At 56.7% G+C, this 19,802-nt stretch carries 13 protein-coding genes; 8 read left to right on the top strand and 5 right to left on the bottom strand.

Features of this window, described 5'->3' with window-relative positions; all coding sequences use genetic code 11:
- Window positions 1–102 precede the first annotated feature (102 nt).
- Both KQP88_RS19540 and KQP88_RS19545 read left to right on the top strand, forming a co-directional pair.
- Window positions 103–1,158, top strand: a complete 1,056-nt coding sequence (locus KQP88_RS19540; protein ID WP_236249860.1) for an AAA family ATPase — start codon at window positions 103–105, stop codon at window positions 1,156–1,158.
- Entirely contained in the window at window positions 1,155–2,498 is a 1,344-nt protein-coding gene (locus KQP88_RS19545; protein ID WP_216703948.1) for a DUF58 domain-containing protein, read from the top strand. Before KQP88_RS19540 ends, KQP88_RS19545 begins: the two co-directional genes overlap by 4 nt.
- A 10-nt stretch (window positions 2,499–2,508) precedes the next feature.
- On the opposite strand, the gene KQP88_RS19550 is transcribed toward KQP88_RS19545, so the two are convergent.
- Window positions 2,509–2,868: a PilZ domain-containing protein gene (locus KQP88_RS19550; RefSeq protein ID WP_025261645.1), complete on the bottom strand. Its 360-nt coding sequence runs from the start codon at window positions 2,866–2,868 to the stop codon at window positions 2,509–2,511.
- Window positions 2,869–3,067: 199 nt separating this feature from the next.
- A complete protein-coding gene (locus KQP88_RS19555; protein WP_025261646.1) occupies window positions 3,068–3,442 on the bottom strand; it encodes a tetratricopeptide repeat protein in 375 nt (124 codons plus the stop codon).
- Between the two features lie 178 nt (window positions 3,443–3,620).
- Between KQP88_RS19555 and pyk the strand changes: the two genes are divergently transcribed.
- Both pyk and KQP88_RS19565 read left to right on the top strand, forming a co-directional pair.
- Window positions 3,621–5,072, top strand: coding sequence for a pyruvate kinase (pyk, locus tag KQP88_RS19560; RefSeq protein WP_216703949.1), 1,452 nt, complete (start codon window positions 3,621–3,623; stop codon window positions 5,070–5,072).
- A 198-nt stretch (window positions 5,073–5,270) separates the two neighbouring features.
- Window positions 5,271–6,566 carry a delta-60 repeat domain-containing protein gene (locus tag KQP88_RS19565; protein WP_216703950.1) on the top strand — a complete coding sequence of 432 codons (1,296 nt, stop codon included), beginning with the start codon at window positions 5,271–5,273 and terminating at the stop codon, window positions 6,564–6,566.
- On the opposite strand, the gene KQP88_RS25405 is transcribed toward KQP88_RS19565, so the two are convergent.
- A complete protein-coding gene (locus tag KQP88_RS25405; RefSeq protein ID WP_260406059.1) occupies window positions 6,563–6,691 on the bottom strand; it encodes a hypothetical protein in 129 nt (42 codons plus the stop codon). The two genes, KQP88_RS19565 and KQP88_RS25405, sit on opposite strands and share 4 nt — an antisense overlap.
- A gap of 229 nt (window positions 6,692–6,920) precedes the next feature.
- Here KQP88_RS25405 and KQP88_RS19570 point away from each other — a divergent pair, with 229 nt between their 5' ends.
- Complete coding sequence (locus tag KQP88_RS19570) at window positions 6,921–8,192, top strand: delta-60 repeat domain-containing protein (protein ID WP_216703951.1); 1,272 nt, start codon at window positions 6,921–6,923, stop codon at window positions 8,190–8,192.
- Window positions 8,193–8,319: 127 nt separating this feature from the next.
- On the opposite strand, the gene KQP88_RS19575 is transcribed toward KQP88_RS19570, so the two are convergent.
- Window positions 8,320–9,258 (bottom strand): iron-sulfur-binding ferredoxin reductase, encoded by a 939-nt coding sequence (locus KQP88_RS19575; RefSeq protein ID WP_216703952.1) that lies wholly within the window; start codon window positions 9,256–9,258, stop codon window positions 8,320–8,322.
- 186 nt (window positions 9,259–9,444) lie between these two features.
- On the opposite strand from KQP88_RS19575, the gene KQP88_RS19580 reads away from it, so the two are divergent.
- On the top strand, window positions 9,445–10,968 hold the full coding sequence (locus KQP88_RS19580; protein ID WP_216703953.1) for a fumarate hydratase: 1,524 nt from the start codon (window positions 9,445–9,447) through the stop codon (window positions 10,966–10,968).
- 125 nt (window positions 10,969–11,093) lie between these two features.
- On the opposite strand, the gene KQP88_RS19585 is transcribed toward KQP88_RS19580, so the two are convergent.
- Window positions 11,094–11,324, bottom strand: a complete 231-nt coding sequence (locus KQP88_RS19585) for a DUF6124 family protein (protein WP_216703954.1) — start codon at window positions 11,322–11,324, stop codon at window positions 11,094–11,096.
- A 533-nt stretch (window positions 11,325–11,857) separates the two neighbouring features.
- Here KQP88_RS19585 and KQP88_RS19590 point away from each other — a divergent pair.
- The gene (locus KQP88_RS19590) at window positions 11,858–14,893 is read left to right on the top strand and encodes a Tc toxin subunit A (protein ID WP_216703955.1); all 3,036 of its coding nucleotides are present in this window, start codon (window positions 11,858–11,860) and stop codon (window positions 14,891–14,893) included.
- A gap of 47 nt (window positions 14,894–14,940) precedes the next feature.
- Entirely contained in the window at window positions 14,941–19,797 is a 4,857-nt protein-coding gene (locus KQP88_RS19595; RefSeq protein ID WP_216706003.1) for a Tc toxin subunit A-related protein, read from the top strand.
- Window positions 19,798–19,802: the final 5 nt, after the last annotated feature.

A 19,802-nucleotide genomic window follows, 5' to 3' on the forward strand; every position in this document is an offset into this window, starting at 1 on the left:
ACTTACCCTCTCCAACTCTGGAAAACTGAAAGGTCAGATAAGGTAAGCAGCTGATTTATGGACGATAAAACACATGTAACAGTCAGTAAGACAGCGGAACCCATGAGCGATCAACCGACCGAACAGCCCCACAACCTCGACAGCCTCCCGCCCACCGAAGCCTCGGTCAGCGCCGAACCTGCGCCCAGCAATCAGGCGCAGCAACGCCAGCGTGCCAGCCATCTGGCGCAGGCGCTGCGCAACGAGCTGCAAAAGGCCGTGATCGGCCAGAATGCGGTGATCGACGATGTGTTGACCGCGTTGATCGGTGGCGGGCATGTGTTGCTTGAAGGTGTTCCGGGGCTGGGCAAGACCTTGCTGGTCCGCGCTCTGGCCCGTTGCTTCGGTGGCGAGTTCGCGCGTATTCAGTTCACCCCCGACCTGATGCCCAGCGATGTCACCGGCCATGCGGTGTATGACATGCAGACCGAGCAGTTCAAGCTGCGCAAGGGGCCGCTGTTCACCAACCTGCTGCTGGCCGACGAGATCAACCGCGCTCCGGCCAAGACGCAGGCCGCGCTGCTTGAAGCCATGCAGGAACGGCAAGTCACCCTTGAAGGCCGTGCGCTGCCGATTGCCCAGCCGTTCATGGTGCTGGCCACGCAAAACCCCATCGAGCAGGAAGGCACTTATCCTCTGCCGGAAGCCGAACTGGATCGCTTCATGCTCAAGCTGCGTATGGATTATCCGGACACGCAGGAAGAACTGGCCATGGTGCGGCAAGTGACGCGCTCGCCTCGGGCCGACATCCTCGAAGTGCAACCGCTGCGGGTCATCCTGCAGGCTCGTGAAGTTCAGGCGCTGCAACGTATCGCCAGCGAGTTGCCCATGGACGAACAGGTGCTGGATTACGCCGTGCGTCTGGCGCGCAGCACCCGGACCTGGCCAGGCCTGAGCCTCGGTGCCGGGCCACGCGCCTCCATTGCCCTGGTCCGTGGTGGCCGGGCTCGTGCGCTGTTGCGCGGTGGCGAATTCGTCATACCGGACGATATCAAAGGCTGCGCACTGGCGGTGTTGCGCCATCGGGTAAGGCTTTCGGCCGAGCTGGACATCGAAGGCCTTTCGGTGGATCAGGTGCTCAAACAATTGCTCGATCAGGTTCCGGCACCGCGCCTATGAAACAGGCATTCAGGCCATCGATACGGTTGCTGTACTGGTTCGGCGGGCTCGCGGGGGTTGCCTTGTTGCATGGCAGCCTCAAGGCGCTGGGTGTCGATCTGCCTCAACAGATCACCACCCTCTTCCGGGCCGCATTACTGGGCCTGATCGGCACGAGCCTGTTCGACCTCGTTCGCCTTGCGCGTCTGCCCTCACCCAGCGTGCAGCGCCAGTTGCCGGGCAGCCTGGCACTGGGGCGCTGGAGCGAAGTGCGGCTGGATATCGAGCATTCATCTGCGAATCCTCTAGCCTTGCAGGTGTTCGATCACATACCCGACGGCCTGGAATTTGAAAACATGCCGCTGTCGGTCACCCTGGCCAGCGGCGAAAAAGTCCAGGCGGGTTATCGCCTTCGTCCTGTGAAGCGTGGGCAATTCGTCTTCGAGCACTGCGAAGTCAACCTGCCCAGCCGATTGGGCCTGTGGTCGGCACGCCGCTACCTGCCAGTGTCTGGCAGTACCCGCGTCTACCCGGATTTCGCCAGGCTGTATGGCGGGCAGTTGCTGGCTGTGGATAACTGGCTCAGCCAGATCGGCGTGCATCAACGTCAGCGTCGTGGACTGGGGCTGGAATTCAATCAATTGCGTGAATTTCGCGAAGGCGACAGCCTGCGGCAGATCGACTGGAAAGCCACTGCCCGGCAACGCACGCCCATTGCCCGTGAATATCAGGACGAGCGCGACCAGCAGATCATCCTCATGCTCGACTGCGGCCGACGCATGCGCAGCCAGGATGGCGACCTCTCGCATTTCGATCACAGCCTCAACGCCTGCCTGTTACTCAGCTACGTCGCCTTGCGCCAGGGTGACGCCGTGGGGCTGACGACCTTTGCCGGCGATCAGCAACGCTATCTGGCCCCCGTCAAAGGGCAGAGCCATTTGAATCTGCTGCTCAACACGGTTTATGACCTGCAAAGCACTCAGCATGCAGCCGACTACAGCGCGGCGGTGCGTCAGGTGCTGGCACGGCAGAAACGCCGGGCTCTGGTGATTCTGGTGACCAATCTGCGCGATGAAGACGATGAGGAATTACCGGCAGCCGTGAAGCAGCTCAGCCGTCATCATCGGGTATTGGTGGCCAGTCTGCGGGAGGAGGTACTGGATAGCCTGCGTCAATCGTCGGTACAGACCTACGATCAGGCACTGGCTTATTGCGGGACAATCGACTTCGGCAATGCAAGGGCCGGTCTCCATGAACGCCTGGCAGCCCAGGGCATACCGGTCATGGATGTGCGCCCAGCAGAACTGGGCGCACAACTGGTCACTCGCTACTTGAGCTGGAAGAAAGCCGGAACACTGTAAATTGCCTGCGTCAGGCTGAAGCTTCTACGAGGTAGAAGCAGAAATATTGGCGCAGTGCATCGGCAAGGTCACGATAGCCCTCAGGCACCGTATTCAATGTAAAACCCGAATTGTAATTTCCAGGTGTTTCATCTTCGTTACACCACAGACAAGTGGCTTTTACGTCGACTACTTTTTGCCCTTCTGCGTTAACGGGCATCTTCATGCGCAAATCGAATATGGCGCCGACCAGCAGGGGTAGATCACTGATGAGCATCAATCCCTCTTCGGATACATTGCCCAGCCAACCCATTGATCTGCCCGTGTGTCGATTCGATACTTGAAGATAATCCTGCAGTTGGTGACGTTCAATCCTTCGATTCCTTAGCATCTCAGCCGCCTTCTGAACCATTGGGCGTGATCCTGCACGCAAACAATTCAAATTCCATGGGGCTACGACCCACTCATGCCACATGGAAAGCCCTTGAAACAGGTTTAGCTCTGTACATTTCATTCCCTTGACACAGAGCCTAGCTGAGAATTTCTTCACATCCACCCGAAAAAGTGATTTTTCCCCCAATCGGGTGTAATCATTTTGAAGCAGGAAAAGGCTTGGCAGGCTGTCCGGCGAGGTTGTGACCCAGCTGGGCCAAGGTATCGAGACGTGCGCGTGCGCGGTAGGCATATTCACTTGATGGATATTTGGCAATCAGGAACTGATAGGTCTGCACCGCATCGACATACAGCTTCTGGCGCTCCAGACATTGCCCGCGCAACATCGACACCTCAGGCCACACATAAGAGCGCTCGCGGCTCTGACGCTCGACCTTGGACAAAGACAGCATCACACTGTCGCAATCGCCGCGTTCATAAGCGTGATAAGCCTCGTTGAGGTTGGCGTTCATCGCCCAACGGGTACAGCCGCTGACAGCAACCAGTAATACAAGAATCGTTAGAATGCGCATGAGAGTCTCCTGTTCTGTGCCTTGATATCGGCCTGCAGCCCCTTTTCTTCAGGGCAGATTCAATACCGATCATCAGCCGGTTGCCCTGTCGATTCCTCAAGAGGTAGTGCAAAGGAACAATGACTAAAGCCCCGGACAGGAGTAGCCTCTCGCTGCGCTTCAATTAAGGAGTTTGTGCATGACCGTTCGCCGCACCAAAATCGTTGCCACACTTGGCCCTGCCAGTAATTCGCCAGAAGTCATCGAACAACTCATTCTCTCGGGACTGGACGTTGCTCGCCTGAACTTCTCCCACGGCACCCCGGATGAGCACAAGGCACGCGCCAGGCTGATCCGCGACATCGCCGCCAGACACGGGCGCTTCGTTGCCCTGCTGGGTGACCTGCAAGGTCCGAAAATCCGCATTGCCAAGTTCGCCAACAAACGAATAGAGCTCAAGGTCGGTGACAAGTTCACCTTCTCCACCGCTCATCCACTGACCGACGGCAATCAGGAAATCGTGGGCATCGATTATCCCGATCTGGTCAAGGACTGCGGCGTGGGCGACGAGCTGCTGCTCGACGACGGTCGCGTGGTCATGCGCGTGGATACACAAACCGCGACCGAACTGCATTGCACCGTCACCATCGGTGGCCCGCTCTCGGACCACAAAGGCATCAACCGTCGCGGTGGTGGCCTGACAGCACCGGCGCTGACCGAAAAAGACAAACAGGACATCAAGCTGGCTGCAGAAATGGAGCTGGACTACCTGGCCGTTTCCTTCCCGCGCGATGCTGCGGATATGGAATACGCTCGCCAGCTGCGTGACGAAGCCGGCGGTACTGCCTGGCTGGTCGCCAAGATCGAGCGCGCCGAAGCCGTTGCCAACGATGAAGTGCTCGACGAACTGATTCGCGCCAGCGATGCCGTGATGGTTGCCCGTGGCGACCTGGGCGTTGAAATCGGTGACGCAGAGCTGGTTGCCGTGCAGAAGCGCATCATCCTGCACGCCCGTCGCCACAACAAGGCGGTGATCGTTGCCACGCAGATGATGGAGTCGATGATCTCCAGCCCGATGCCAACCCGTGCCGAAGTGTCCGACGTGGCCAACGCCGTGCTCGACTACACCGACGCCGTGATGCTCTCGGCCGAAAGTGCTGCCGGTTCCTACCCGATCGAAGCCGTACAGGCCATGGCCCGTATCTGCCTGGGCGCTGAAAAGCACCCGACAGGCAAGACCTCCAGCCACCGTATCGGTCACTCGTTCACTCGCTGTGACGAAAGCATCGCACTGGCGGCCATGTACACTGCCAACCACTTCCCGGGCGTCAAGGCGATCATCGCCCTGACCGAAAGTGGCTACACCCCGTTGATCATGTCGCGTATCCGTTCTTCGGTGCCGATCTATGCGTTCTCCCCGCACCGCGAAACCCAGGCACGCGCCGCCATGTTCCGTGGCGTCTACACCGTGCCGTTCGACCCGGCAGCCCTGCCGCCAGGTCAAGTCAGCCAGTCCGCTGTGGATGAACTGCTCAAGCGCGGCCTGATCGAACAAGGCGACTGGGTCATCCTCACCAAGGGCGACAGCTACCACACCATCGGTGGCACCAACGGCATGAAAATCCTGCACGTTGGCGACCCTCTGGTTTAAGACTGCCCTGCAAGACCAAAAGCCCCGGCTCGAAAGAGTCGGGGCTTTTTTATGGGCGCGCAACAAGGGTATCCACTGTCATTTCTATCAGTAGACAAGCCCTTTGAGGTTCGATTAATTGCACCTTGCAAATCGCAGTGCCAGGAAGGCTGGCGATCACACCATGCAAGCGTTTTTATGCCCCTCAAGGAGGAAACCATGAATACAAACACTCAACAACCCGCACTGGCACCAGGTGACCTGGACCCGGACTTTGGTGAAAACGGCGTCATATTCACAAGCTTCGGTCCTGAAACCATCAATGCCACAGCGCTGGGAGTCAACATTGCTCCCGATGGAAAATTATTGATATCCGGGTATCGCGGCCAAAATGACTATGCACTGGCCCGCCTGAACCCCGACGGCACACCAGACCAGAGCTTTGGCAATGGAGGTTTCATCGTCGGCCAATTCAAACCGGGACTCGAGTCGGCCATCGCTGCAACCTTTGTCACCTCAGACCAGAAACTGGTACTGGTCGGGAAGGTTTACATCACTGACGCTGGAGACACTGATTACCGGGCGCTGACTCGCCTCAATCGCGATGGCAGCCTTGATACCAGCTTCGGCGACCAAGGCTCTGTCATCCTGGACCTGCCACTCGGTAAAGCCGCATCTGTATCCAACCGTTTTGCTCGTGATCCCGAAACCCTTCTGGACTCTTCCAGCCAGGTCAACGCCATACTTCAGGCGGACGGCAAGATTGTCGTCAACGACACTTTCAGGGATATAGCCGTAACTTTTCGACTGACCCCGGATGGTGCTCTGGACACCTCTTTCAATGGCACAGGTTATGTAACCCAGAGCTTTCCAGACGCACGGACCTGGCTGGGTCCCCTCTATGTGGAGAACGATAAAATCATCACAGCCGGTACTTATGTTAGCCAAGCGACTGGCAATCGCCCTCTTGTGATTCGCTATAACGCAGATGGCTCGCTGGACAGCAGTTTTGGAGAAAACGGCATCTTCATCGCCCCGCCAGAAAGTACAGACTCCCATTCAAGCCAGCTTCTGGATGCATTCAGAGAGACCAACGGCAATATTCTGGGTATTGGCAGCACTAGCGTCTATCCCCTTAAAGCATTGATCATGAGTTTTGACAAAGACGGATCAATAGATCCAGCGTTCAACGGAGGCAAAGCGCTGTTGAGCGAAATCAGCCCTCAAGGCTGTCAATGGAACAATGGCATTCTGGACAACAGTTCCGGCCTGAATGTCGTATGTGGCAACACGCTGGGGAGTGAGTTGGAAGTCATCGTCGGACGCATTGATAATCAGGGCGTATGGGACACTGACTTCGGTGGCTCCCAAGGCTGGGTCAAAGTCGTACCCGGAGTTGGATATACACTTAACTATGATGTAACCGTGCAGAACGACAGCAACATCCTGGTAGTCGGCTCTTTTTTCCAGGACACGGGTTTCCTGAAAGGCTTTATCTTGCGGATATTGGGCTAAGGTTTTATGCCTGTGCCATCACGGGCTGCAAAGGCATCAGCCAATAACCGATTATGCGGCACGCCAGCCATGCAGAGCCGCTTGGCAAAAGCTTCGACAATAATCATCGCAGGAACCAGCGGCATGAAAATCCTGCACGTTGGCGATCCATGGGTTTAAGACTGCCCTGCAAGACCAAAGCCCCGACTCGAAAGAGCCGGGGCTTTTTTATGGCGTGCAACAAGGGATATCCACTGTCATTTCTATCAGTAGACAAACCCTTCGCGGTTCGATTAATTGCCTTGTAAATCGCAGTGCCAGGAAGGCTGGCGATCACACCATGCAAGCGTTTTGTACCCCCTCAAGGAGGAAACAATGAATACGAAGAATCCTCAACCCGCACTGGCACCAGGCGAACTGGACCCTGATTTCGGTGACGCAGGGATTGTGAGGCTAACATTCTCGAACGGTGTAGGGATGAGTGCAGCGGGCCTGACACTCACCACCGACGAAAAAATATATGTCGCCGGCCCCGCCTCGGGAAAACAGTACGGTCTTGCCAGGCTGAATCAGGACGGTAGCCCGGACGAAACATTCGGAACATCAGGCATCGTAACCGGAAAATTCGATACCTATGATTCCTGGGCTCTCGCGGTGCAGATACTTCCCGACACCAGACTCGTCCTGCGCGGCATGGTCGATATCAATAATGTGGACTATCCCGCATTCGCCTGTTTCAGCGCTGACGGTGTTCTGGACACCAGCTTTGGCACCAATGGCTGGGTCATCCTGATACCTCCATTTGCCACGGTAAACTGGACAGGGTCTGAACATAAAACACCGCTCCCGTCTGCAATAAGGCCAGATAGCACCTCCACCGCGGAGGCGTTCCAGATTAGCCCCAGCGGAAAAATCCTGGTCAGCGCACGAATTGACTCACGGACCGCCATTGTCAGCCTGAGCAACGATGGCTCCCTTGATACGAGTTTCGGTGGTACCGGGTATGTCATCGTGGAGCCAAGCAAGCATTACATATGGCTGGGTGCGATATATGACCTGTCCAGCAAACTGCTGGCAGCCGGATCGATAACCACAGATGATGGAGGGGTAGCCCACCCATTTCTGGTGCGCTATAACGAAAACGGAAGTATCGACAAGAATTTCGGCACCAACGGAACAGTGACGATTGACACTGAATCCGGACAGTTCACCGAACTGGCATTGACCGATCCGGGTGCGATGGTTTGCATCGGTTACACATTGGGATCCTTGAATGACAAAGCGATGCTGATGGGCAGAAATCAAGATGGCAGCCCGAATTCTGCGTTCAATAAGGGTGATCCGGTCTTCACCGTCTTGGGCGATAACGGTTGTGCATGGATCAGTGGCGCCCTTGTTCAAGGGACGCAAAAGCTTGCCGTGACCGGCATGACTTTTGGCGAGCACTCACTGGCCATCATCGGTCGCTTTGAAGAGGACGGAAGTGCGGATCTATCGTTTGGAGACTCCGGGCTGATCACTCTGGATCTAGGTGTCCACACACTGTCAGGAGCACTCGTCGTACAAAGTGACCGGAAGATCATTATTGGCGGACAAGTCCTGACAACGACATCGTCATTCGGATATGTCGCTCGCTATCTGGGCTGAAGCCGTACCCAAGGAATCGATCTGGAAACCAGTATGGTTGGCCAAAGGCCCCCGGCATGCAAAAGAAACGCTTCGCTTGCCGGGGCCTTTGACACAGATGAAACGATTACTGCGGTGATGAAACTTCTCAAGCGCGAGTGACGAACACATCTGCCAACAACTGATTACGCGGTAACCCCGACAGATATAAACGCTTGGCGAAGGTTTCAACACTCGCGGGGCTACCGCACACCAACGCCATGGCCCTGCGCGAAAGGAGCCTCAGTTCGTCCAGGGCAGTCGGCAATTGGTCAGGAGTGACGAGCCGCACCTGCAATCCGGGATGCTCGGCGGCCAGTGCTTGCAGCTCGCCAGCCAGATAGTGTTCGGCAACATCCCGAGCCAGATGCAAAAAATGAATCGGGCCTTGATGGTCCTGCCGTAATGCTTCACGCAGCACTCCCCAAAGCGGCCCCAATCCGGTGCCGGCCGCCAGCAGCAACAGCGGTCGTTCCTGCCAGTCAGGGTCGTATTGCAAGGCACCGCCACGCAGCTCGCCCAGCCTGATGGCATCCCCCGTTTGCAACTGCCGGGCAACATCGCAGAACGCTCCGGGCAGGCGGCAATCGAGATGAAACTCCAGAAAGGCGTCTTCGCCGGGCAGACTCGCCAACGAATAAGGCCGGGCAATGCCACTGCTCGTCCACAGCACCTGATGCTGTCCGGCGCGATAACGTTGCGGGCGCTCAGGCTCAAGACGCAGGCGCAGTACCGTCGGGCTCAGCCAGTCGCAACCCGACACTTTGGCAGGCAAACCGTCGCGCACGGGGTCGAACACTTCCACGCTCAGGTCTTCGACTACCCGGCACTGGCACGCCAGACGCCAGCCCTGCTGACGCTTGTCCGCAGCCAGCGCATCGGGTTTATCATCCGCTGGTTCGCCTTGCACGCAGCGCACCAGACACGCATGGCAACTGCCCGCCCGGCAACTGTAGGGCACGGCAACGCCCGCCTGATTCAGGGCATCGAGCAGATTGCTGGCCTCAGCCACCGGCCAGTGCCGGTTGCCGACATGTATCTCAGGCATCGAAAAGTTCCAGGCCCAGCGCAGAAAATATGCGCGATTGTACAGGTTGACCGACTGGGCGGGTTATACTGCCGCGCCTTTTTGCGCCCGCTACGGCTAACCTGACAACTCTGGCTCCTGCCGCTGCGCCAGATGTCCGCCGATAGCGTAATTGAATGTTCCCGTCCCAACAGAGGAGCGCGCCGCATGACCGTGATCAAGCAAGACGACCTGATTCAGAGCGTTGCAGACGCACTGCAATTCATTTCCTATTACCACCCCGTTGATTTCATCCAGGCCATGCATGAGGCCTATCTGCGTGAAGAGTCCCCTGCTGCCCGCGACTCCATCGCCCAGATCCTGATCAACTCGCGCATGTGTGCAACCGGTCATCGCCCGATCTGCCAGGACACCGGTATCGTCACCGTGTTCGTGCGTGTCGGCATGGACGTACGCTGGGATGGCGCCACCATGGGCCTGGACGACATGATCAACGAGGGCGTGCGTCGCGCCTACAACCTGCCTGAAAACGTCCTGCGCGCTTCGATCCTGGCCGACCCGGCCGGTGCTCGCAAAAACACCAAGGACAACACCCCGGCGGTCATCCACTACTCCATCGTGCCGGGTAACACCGTGGAAGTGGACGTCGCGGCCAAAGGCGGCGGCTCGGAAAACAAATCGAAGATGGCGATGCTCAACCCGTCCGACTCCATCGTCGACTGGGTACTGAAAACCGTTCCGACCATGGGCGCTGGCTGGTGCCCGCCGGGCATGCTAGGCATCGGCATCGGCGGCACCGCCGAGAAAGCTGCGGTCATGGCCAAGGAAGTGTTGATGGAGTCCATCGACATTCACGAGCTAAAGGCCCGTGGCCCGCAAAACCGTATCGAAGAAATGCGTCTTGAACTGTTCGAGAAGGTCAACCAGCTGGGCATCGGTGCTCAGGGCCTGGGCGGTCTGACCACCGTGCTCGACGTCAAGATCATGGACTACCCGACCCACGCCGCTTCGTTGCCGGTGTGCATGATCCCCAACTGCGCCGCGACCCGCCACGCGCACTTCGTTCTGGATGGTTCCGGCCCGGCTTCCCTGGAAGCGCCGCTGCTGGACGCCTACCCGGAAATCGTCTGGGAAGCAGGCCCGTCGGCCCGCCGCGTCAACCTCGACACCCTGACGCCGGAAGAAGTGCAAAGCTGGCAGCCGGGCGAAACCGTCCTGCTCAACGGCAAGATGCTCACCGGTCGCGACGCTGCGCACAAGCGCATGGTCGAGATGCTGAACAAGGGCGAAACCCTGCCGGTTGACCTTAAAGGCCGCTTCATCTACTACGTTGGCCCGGTTGATCCGGTACGCGAAGAAGTGGTTGGCCCGGCAGGCCCGACCACCGCAACGCGCATGGACAAGTTCACCCGCCAGATCCTCGAACAAACCGGCCTGCTGGGCATGATCGGAAAATCCGAGCGCGGCCCGACCGCTATCGACGCGATCAAGGACAACAAGGCCGTGTACCTGATGGCCGTCGGTGGCGCTGCCTACCTCGTGGCTCAGGCGATCAAGAAATCCCAGGTCCTGGCATTTGCCGAACTGGGGATGGAAGCGATCTACGAGTTCGAGGTCAAGGACATGCCGGTCACGGTCGCCGTCGACAGCAAAGGCGAATCCGTCCACATCACCGGCCCGCAGATCTGGCAGAAAAAGATCAGCGACAGCCTGGCGGTGGAAGTGCAGTAAGTCTGGTTGACGTACTGAAGAAACCCGGCGCAATGCCGGGTTTTCTTTTTGTGCTTTGGCTCTCTCGCGAATGAATTTGCTACACACCGTAGGAGCGAATTCATTCGCGAAGAGGCAAACGCTATCTACAGACAGGCGATCGAACGATCCACCATGGCCTTGGCCATTTCCGCCAGATGCAACACCGAGAAGGCCAGATCACGGCCTCGGCCCTGAGCGCTATCGCCGGACTCATATGCAGTGGTGATGATGCAGCGCAGCAGATCGGAAGCGTAATTGAGCGCGTCTTCCTGCTTCACGGCTTCGTTGACGATAAACAGTGTGGTGGGTGGGTCGGGGATGACTTTATCGAGCATTCTTGCAACTCCAGGCTTGTTAAAGGAGCCGCCCCTTATCGCTACCAACAATCAGGGTGGCGGCCGTACGCAAGTTGGTAGACCGGCAGCCTGGCGAACCGGTGCGTCCGAGGACGCCGAGCGCACGGCCACCATAAACACAGGCCGTAAAAACGCGCCCCGTAGAAGGTGGCGCATTGCGCCGGGCTAGCTCAGGTCTACCAAACCTGATCGCTGATTTTGCAGCGACCGGGGCAGCCTAGAGTCCTGAATGACAAGGCGCAAGAGGTTGGGATTTTCTCGGAAATGTCCTTCAAGGGAAAGAGAGGCATCCTGCCATTTAGGGCAAAAACCTGAATAACCGATGTATCAGTAAAAGCACATCTCCATAAAAGATCGGACTCTTATCGCTAATCAGGATATGCCTCTTAAAAAACGTAACCCTATGTTTTTAATTATAAAAATCAAAAACATATGGCCCACTGTCATTTCTGTCAGATGACAAAAACCTGATCCTGAAAAAAGCTGTCAGTTATCCAGCAGGGAGCACTGACATGACCGACCAACCCTTTTCTCTATTACGAAACCTCGCCAAGGCCGAAGCATCCACCACAGAACGCACCGATGGCAAAGTGGCTTTTGTCAGTGCCTTGCAAGAGATGGGGATTACCTCGGTATTCGATATCGTGCGCCGCTCCAAACCGGCCTTCGTGCGTGAACTGGCCAGGTTGAGCGATGCCAACGGTGAACTGGCGTATGAAAACGCCCGTTGCTACGCCACACAGATCGTGCGGCTGTACCGCAACCAACTGGTTTCGTCCGGGCGTACACAGACCATCACCAGCCGCACCGGTGTTCGCTCGCTGGTGGATATCGGCCCCAGCTTTCCCAACCTGTTCAAGGAGAACTGGGACCTGTTTTGCAAGGTAGGTGCGATTGAGGCCAAGGACTCACCGGCGGCGTATCTCACATCCCTGTACAGATTTGCCCTGGAAGAGCTGGAGAACAGCACTCCGGAAACGAACCGTATCAAACTTGATGACCGCCGCCCTGACCTGAAAGACCTGTTGATCGACCACCAAAACACCTTCACACCGGTGCCTACGCTACAGATCGTCAATCAGGTGCTGACCAAAGCCATCGATGCCTATGTCGACACCGTCGAGGGAGACAAGGACAAGACCATTTATCAATTGGTGGCGGAAAAGAAACACCCCTTTCTGTTCCCGTACAACTTTCACCATCAACAGATCACCCTGGGCCTTGGGGGTAAGAAGCCGAGGCTGGGCGAGCTGAGTTACCGTGTCAGCCTTGAGGTCCCTGCCACTACAGCAGGGACCAGCGCCTATGGAGCACTGCAACACAACAGCGCCATTGCCCAGGTGATGATGAGCGGGTTCAGCCCCGAGCAACAGGCAATTGTGCTGGCCCCTGCCCTGCCACTGGAACCGCCGCCAGCCAACACCGCAGACGACGTGCAGGATGATCAGGAAGACCTGCTGACCATCACCCGTTTTTTCAAAACCCATTACGGTGTCAGTTATATCCAGGGGGCGGCCAACGCTCTGGATTCGCTCAAGGTGTTCATCGAGAAAACCGGCCTGAACAGTGATGAGGTCGAAGCCGTATTGGCTGTGCACAACCATGCCCCCTATGGATCACCCAATGTCCTGTCGGCAGGGCACAACGCCATCGAGCCTCAGGCAAGCGCTGTCAAATACGGTGCCTGTTATGTCAATGGTCCGTCTGATCAGCAACCGCTGGGTTTGAGCAGAGACGACAAGGGCAATACACGACTGATCAACACCAGCGTGGACCGCTTCGACCGCCTGCAACGCATGATCCGCCTGCAACGCTGGATGGACATTCCCTTTGCAGAACTGGATACGCTGATCATGGCGGTGATTCGGTCGGAGGGAGCCGAAAATACTGCTGCCGTATTGACGCAAAACGTCTTGCGGACCCTTGGTACCTATCGTTACCTGCGCAGCCGCTACACCCTCGAGCCAGAAGAGTTTGCCGCGTTCCTCCATGGACTGAGCGCTTATGCCAATGACGGACATTTGCCGATGTTCGACAAGGTCTTCAATAACCCGTCGTTGTTCGACACGCCCCTGGTGCTCAATGGCTCAAGGTTTTATCTCAACAGTACAGATAGCAATAACAACAGAACGCTTGCCCAGATATGCGCTGGTCTGCAATTACCCCTGACTCAGGATGATCTGTGGCCAATAGCGATGGATACTCGCGATCTTATCGGTGCTGCTCCGCAAGATCTTATACGCAATTCCAGCATGATCTCTTCAATGTACCGCCAGACCCGCATCGCCTCGATGTTCGGGCTGGCAGCCAAGGACAGTCGAGCGCTGGTTGACCTGCTGGGCGGTGAGTCGTACCGGAAAAAAGTCGTGACCGGCAAGCTACGCGCAGCGGCTGACGATACAAACGTGGAACCTGACATTCTCGATATTCTGATGCAACTGGACTGGGCCGTGACCTGGCTCAAGGACACCGGGCGCGATGTAGCGACCCTGCGCCGTCAACTGGGCATCGACAGTACGCAAGCGGCCATACCGCAGAGCCTGATCGATCAACTCAACCAGTTGGCTACAGAAACCCGTGATGCCGCATTGACTGCTGCAAAGCTTGATCTGCTGAACCTGCCTGCCAAGGACAATGCCGGCACGGCCATTGATTGGTCAGGCAACGTACTGAAAACATTGATTGACGCAAGCGGACTGGTCATGGCCCAGGCATTGAGTCTGCTTGACGACCAGACGTTGGTCATTGCCGCTGCGCTGGAAGCGAAACTAAAGCCCATCAACCTGGAAGAGTCAGAAAAAGCCGAGGTGACCACGCGGTTGCTTGAGTTCATTCTCAAGGGCTATTTCGTCCAGCACCGCCTGATGGAAGGCTTGCTGCAAACCAACGCTGGCCTGCCGCTGGACCGCAGCGAAACCGTCATGCGCTGGGCAGGCAGCAGCGCCGACACGTTTCTGGGTCAGTTGTTGAGCGCCACCGCTGACGCGCCATTGAGCCTGCCATTGAGTGCGCCCGGCCTGGCGGTGATCGACGCCCTCATGACCCTGGTGCGCTACGCAGAGGCCAATCAACAACTGGGGCTAAGCGCTCAGGCGTTGCGTACTTTTCTGGTTTATCCCCAATGGCTGCACGCCACTCTCAAGACACCACTGGAGCTGTCGCCCACAAGCTTCTATCTGCTGGATCGCTATCGTGACTGGCGCGATAGCGGTGGACACCCTGAAACAGCGCTGCTCGGTTATTTAAGTCGAGCCAATGGTCTGGAAACAGCCAGGGCGAGCGAGCTGGCGCAACTGTGCGCCAACCTCCTGGCTGCGCTCTCTGGCTGGAGCGCTTCCGAGGTTCTGACTGCCAGTGCGTTCCTGACCGCTCATGGAGGTATTGCCATCTCCATGCACGAAGTGGACTGGATCAACCGGATGCACAGCACCAATGCGCTGACCGGGCTGGCAGCCAACCAGATTCTCAACGCCACGGACCTCACCTCTGATAGCGAACCTGAACTCTGGAAAAACGTCGGCATAGCCGTCATGGCGGCCAACCGCTGAACACTGAACGAATGGATTTCTATTAATTGCCAGGGAAGCTGCACATTATGTCTCGCTCCATTGAAAGCCAGCTCAACGAATCCTTTCGGGATGCACTGGTGACTTATTACCTCGGCGAAGTGGTCCCCAACTCCCCTTTATTGAGGAGCCTTGGCCTGGATCAACGCCTGAAAAACGCCAACGATTTGTATGAGTTCTTCCTGATCGACAATCAGGTGATCAACGAAGTCGAAACCAGTTACGTCGCCTCGGCCATCGGCAGTGTTCAGCAGTTCATCAACGGTGCGCTGATGGGCATGGAGCCGGGCTACAACCTGCTGCGGCCCACCGAAGCAAACTTCGTCGAATGGCGCGAGCGCAGCAGCCAGTACCCGATCTGGGCCGCCAACATGCAGTTGGCGCTCTACCCGGAAACCTTCATTTCCCCGGCACTGCGGATGAAGAAATCCGGTTACTTTGAAAATCTGGAAAACGATATCAACCAGAACAAGATCAGTATCGACACCACCCAAGAGGCCGTGAAGTCCTACCTGGCCAGTTTCGAGGAAGTGGCGAACCTGACCGTTATCAATGGCTATATCGACACGGAGCGTTTTGCTGAGGGCAAGTATTACTTTATTGGCAAGTCTCGCGCCGAGAATATCTATTACTGGCGCATGGTCGATATGAACGAGCGCGCTTATAAGGAAGGTACCGAGGGACCGAAATACGATAATCCTACACCCGGTGCCTGGTCGGACTGGAAGCGTGCAGAAATCGGGGTCAACGCCAATACGATTGAGCGCACGCTGCGGCCGGTGTTTTTCAACAACCGGCTGTTCGTGACCTGGGTGGATATGATCCCTGTCTCCGAAGAGATTGAAGTTTCTCTGCCCACAGGCAGTATCAAGCCCAACCCCGATGGCAGCATCCCCATTACCCCGGCCCCGCCACCGACCACCACGCCCAAGGTGCGTCTGCTCTTCAATATCTCGTACAAGAAATATGACGACTCCTGGAGCGCACCGCTGATTTACATGGATGTCACGTCACTCAAGACTTTTACCCGGGCAGGCAAGACGGTCAACCTTGAAAACGACCTGAACAGCATCGCCGTGTTTGACGTTTCGGCTTCCCCGGAATCACTGTTTATCGCCCTCTATGCAGGGGAAAAGCTGGTCAGTGGCGATACGGACGGGTCTACTTCGGATTATGCCCTGCTGCACACCGCGTTTATTGACAAGAACTTCAATAAGGAAAGGTCGTTCCCCCAAAAGGGTTATGTAGAAGAAAATTACAATGGAGCAGATGCCGAGCCTAATGAAAGTCGTATTCGTAAAACCTGCTGGGCGCTGGCACTCAAAAACAAAGGAAACTTTCAGTTCACCTGGAGTGTTCACATTGGCTTAAAGCCCATTATTACCAAACCCGCACTTCCCGGGTCTGCCGACTGGGACTACAACGGTTGGCAGTCCAGGATACGGGCGATGGAAGATCCGGCTATCCAACAGCCGACTCTTGACCACGCCAGCTCTACGATACGCTTAACATCCGATATCAATGCCGACATCATCCCGGAAAGCGGTGATAGTGATCCTGAACCGATGACCATTGATATAACTTTTTCCGACAGAGAGGGCCCCTTCATTCACTTACACCTGTTAGTAGGCCCAAAAGAAGGCGTTTACAACAAACTATTGCAAGGCTCACTCATTACCTTTCTGCCACCAGACATCGAACCTACAGTATTAGCTTTCCAATTCTCTGCTTATAAAAGCCATGATATCCGACTGCCTATAGAATTAATCGATTTCATAAGAAACAAAAATCACCTACCTTACGTATTCGGTCAGGAATCAAAAACGATCGATGCTACAGACGGCTATATAAATCATTACCTTACCCGTTTAGTCAGGGGTGAGACAATTTATGACATAAATGATATCAAGGCAGGGATTATTACGATGGAACTCCTAATCCCCCTCCCACTCAACGTAACCATTGAAGCATCTAATACAAACCCTGAAATTACGCTCCACCAGTACATGAGCCACCCTCAAAACATGGCCCTGCCTTATGGCCCTCAAAGAAACATCACTAAAACGCAAGACCAAGAAAGTTTGTTCACACCCACTCCCCAATCCATAGTCATCCCCTTTAATAAAGCAACCCTACTGCCAACATTACCCGCCACTTTTATGGAGGGTTCAAAAAAGTTCTACATTACCCACGGCGTCGGGATTAAAACTAAAAAAGACCAGGAATGGATTGGCTCCGCCATCAAATCCACCGAAATAGAACTCACCTGGGAATCCGAAGGCGGCGTCGACCCCATCGCCCCCAAAATCAACAAACGCACCGACCCACTGCTGGGCATTGCCGAATACATCGACTTCGCCGACTCAAGCATCAAATTCAGCGACGGCTCGACTGACGACAAGCGCGACCCGATCCGCATGAACACCCTGTTTGCCCGCGAACTGATCAACAAGGCCAATATCGCCCTGGAAGCGCTGTTGTCCTGGGGAACACAACAGCTACCGGAACCGGCGATTGGCGAAGAAACCGAACCCAGCAAGATGGACTTCAAAGGGGCCAACGGCCTGTACTTCTGGGAGTTGTTCCTGCATCTGCCGTTCATGATTTCCTACCGCCTGAATCTGGAGCAGCGCTTCAACGAAGCCGAATTCTGGCTGGGGTTCATCTTCGATCCGGGGCGCAAGGAAAACGCCAACACTGGCGCCCCCGATTACTGGAACGTAAGACCGTTGACCGAGCTGCCGGACCCCGACTATTTCATGCGCGCCCCCATCGACCCCGACGGCATCGCCGCCAGCGACCCGGTCCGTTATCAGAAGGCCGTGTATTTCCACTACATCAAGAACCTCGTCGACCGTGGCGACATGGCCTATCGGCAAGTGACACCCGACAGCCTCGGCGAAGCCAAGCTGTGGTACGTGCGCATCCTCGATCTGCTCGGCCCGCGCCCCGATGCCGTGATCACCAGCCAGTGGACACCGATCAAACTGGCGGATCTGGCCGGAGCCAGTAACCCTGGCCTGCGCGCGTTCGAGACGCAACTGATCCAACAGGAGCAGCAGGTACGCGCCAGCGCGGTGGCCAATGAAGGCAAGGCAGTGATCCGTTTCACTCAGCCGTCGTTGCGCCTGAGTACCTTCGGCAGCGACCCGACACTGGTCGAGGAAGACAACGGCCACTTTATCGTGCCCATGAATGCCGAGCTGACCAAATACTGGGACATGGTCGAATCACGCCTCTACAACCTGCGCCATAACCTGAGCCTGGATGGCAAGCCCTTGTCGCTGCCGCTGTTCGCCGCGCCACTGGACCCACGCGCTCTGCTCGCCGCCTACGCCAATGGGGCGACCGAAGGCGGCGCGGGCAGCCTGCTGGCCCAGGAAACACCGCACTACCGCTATGCGGTGATGTTCAACCGGGCGAGTGCCGCAGTGGATAACCTGATCCAGTTCGGCAATACCCTGCTATCGATCATCGAGCGCAAGGAACAGGGGCAACTGATGGAGTTGCAACAGCAGCAGGTGTGGGAATACGCGCAGTTCGCCATCGATTTGCAACTGGAAGCTCAAAAAGTCGAAATCGAAGCGCGCAAGGCGCTTGAAGCCAGCAAAGCGATAGCCGATGCCCGGGCCAGTTTCTACAGCAGGCTGGCGGAGGAGAATGTCACAGGGACAGAGATCACTGCAGCTGCAGCCCATATGAGTGCCAAGGTGTTCACCGGTGTGGCGGCCATCTCGTCATCGGCCGCCGCAGCGATGAAAGTAACTCCCAACCACGCTGGCGCTCATGCAGGCGTGATTGGCGGGATGGCGGTCGGAGCAGCCGCAGGCGCCGCTGCAGGGGGGTTTGAAATTGAGGGTATCCCCGAGATGGTCGCCATCGGCGCGCAAGCTATCGCCACACTCGAAGAGAGTGTCGGCGATGCTCTGGAAAAGGTGGAAATGTTACGCCGCCGCCAGCAGGAGTGGATCAATGCGTACGAACAGGCCCAGCTGGAATCCGAACAGATCGTGGCGCAACTGGCCGTGCATGACGCCCAGACTCGCGTCACCGCCTTGCAACTGCGTCAGGCTCAGGAAGCCAGGCAACAGGCCGAGGTCGTTTATGCATTTCTCAACAAACGCTTTACCAACAGCCAGCTTTACCAATGGCTCAACGGCCAGTTCTCGACGTTCTACTATCAGGCCTACGATGCGACGTTCTCCCTATGCCTCGCCGCACAAGCCTGCTGGCAATACGAAATTGCCGATTATTCAGCGAGTTTCATTCAGCCCGCCGCCTGGAAAGACACCTGGCGAGGCCTGACAGCCGGCGAATCGCTGAAGCTGGACCTGCTACGCATGGATGCGGCTTATCTGGCGCGCAACGATCGCAAGCTGGAGATCGTCAAGACGGTATCGGTGAGGCAATTGCCCATCTCCACAGAAGAAGATCCCAGCATCAACAGGGGCTGGGATGCTGTGGTCGCTCGCCTGGCCGATGAGAGCATCGCCGAATTTGAAATCACCCAGGCGATGCTCGATGCCGACTACCCGGGCCACTACTTGCGCCGTATCAAGCGCGTGAGTGTGTCGCTGCCGGTGACGGTCGGCCCGTATCAGGACATCCGTGCCACCCTGACGCAAACCTATAACGCGGTGCAGATGAACGGTCCGCAAGGCGCACCGAAAGAAAACATGCGCGCCAGCCAGCAGATCACCGTGTCGACCAGCGTCGACGACGACGGCCTGTTCGTTTTCAACTTCGATGACGAGCGCTACCTGCCCTTTGAAGGTACGGGGGCGATTTCCCGTTGGGCCTTGAAGTTCAGTGCCAGCCAGGAGGACATGATCGCCTCGATCACCGACATCATCGTTCACCTGCGCTATACCGCGAAAAGTGGCTGACAGGG

Origin of the sequence: Pseudomonas lijiangensis (assembly GCF_018968705.1) — a bacterium.
GTDB lineage: Bacteria > Pseudomonadota > Gammaproteobacteria > Pseudomonadales > Pseudomonadaceae > Aquipseudomonas > Aquipseudomonas lijiangensis.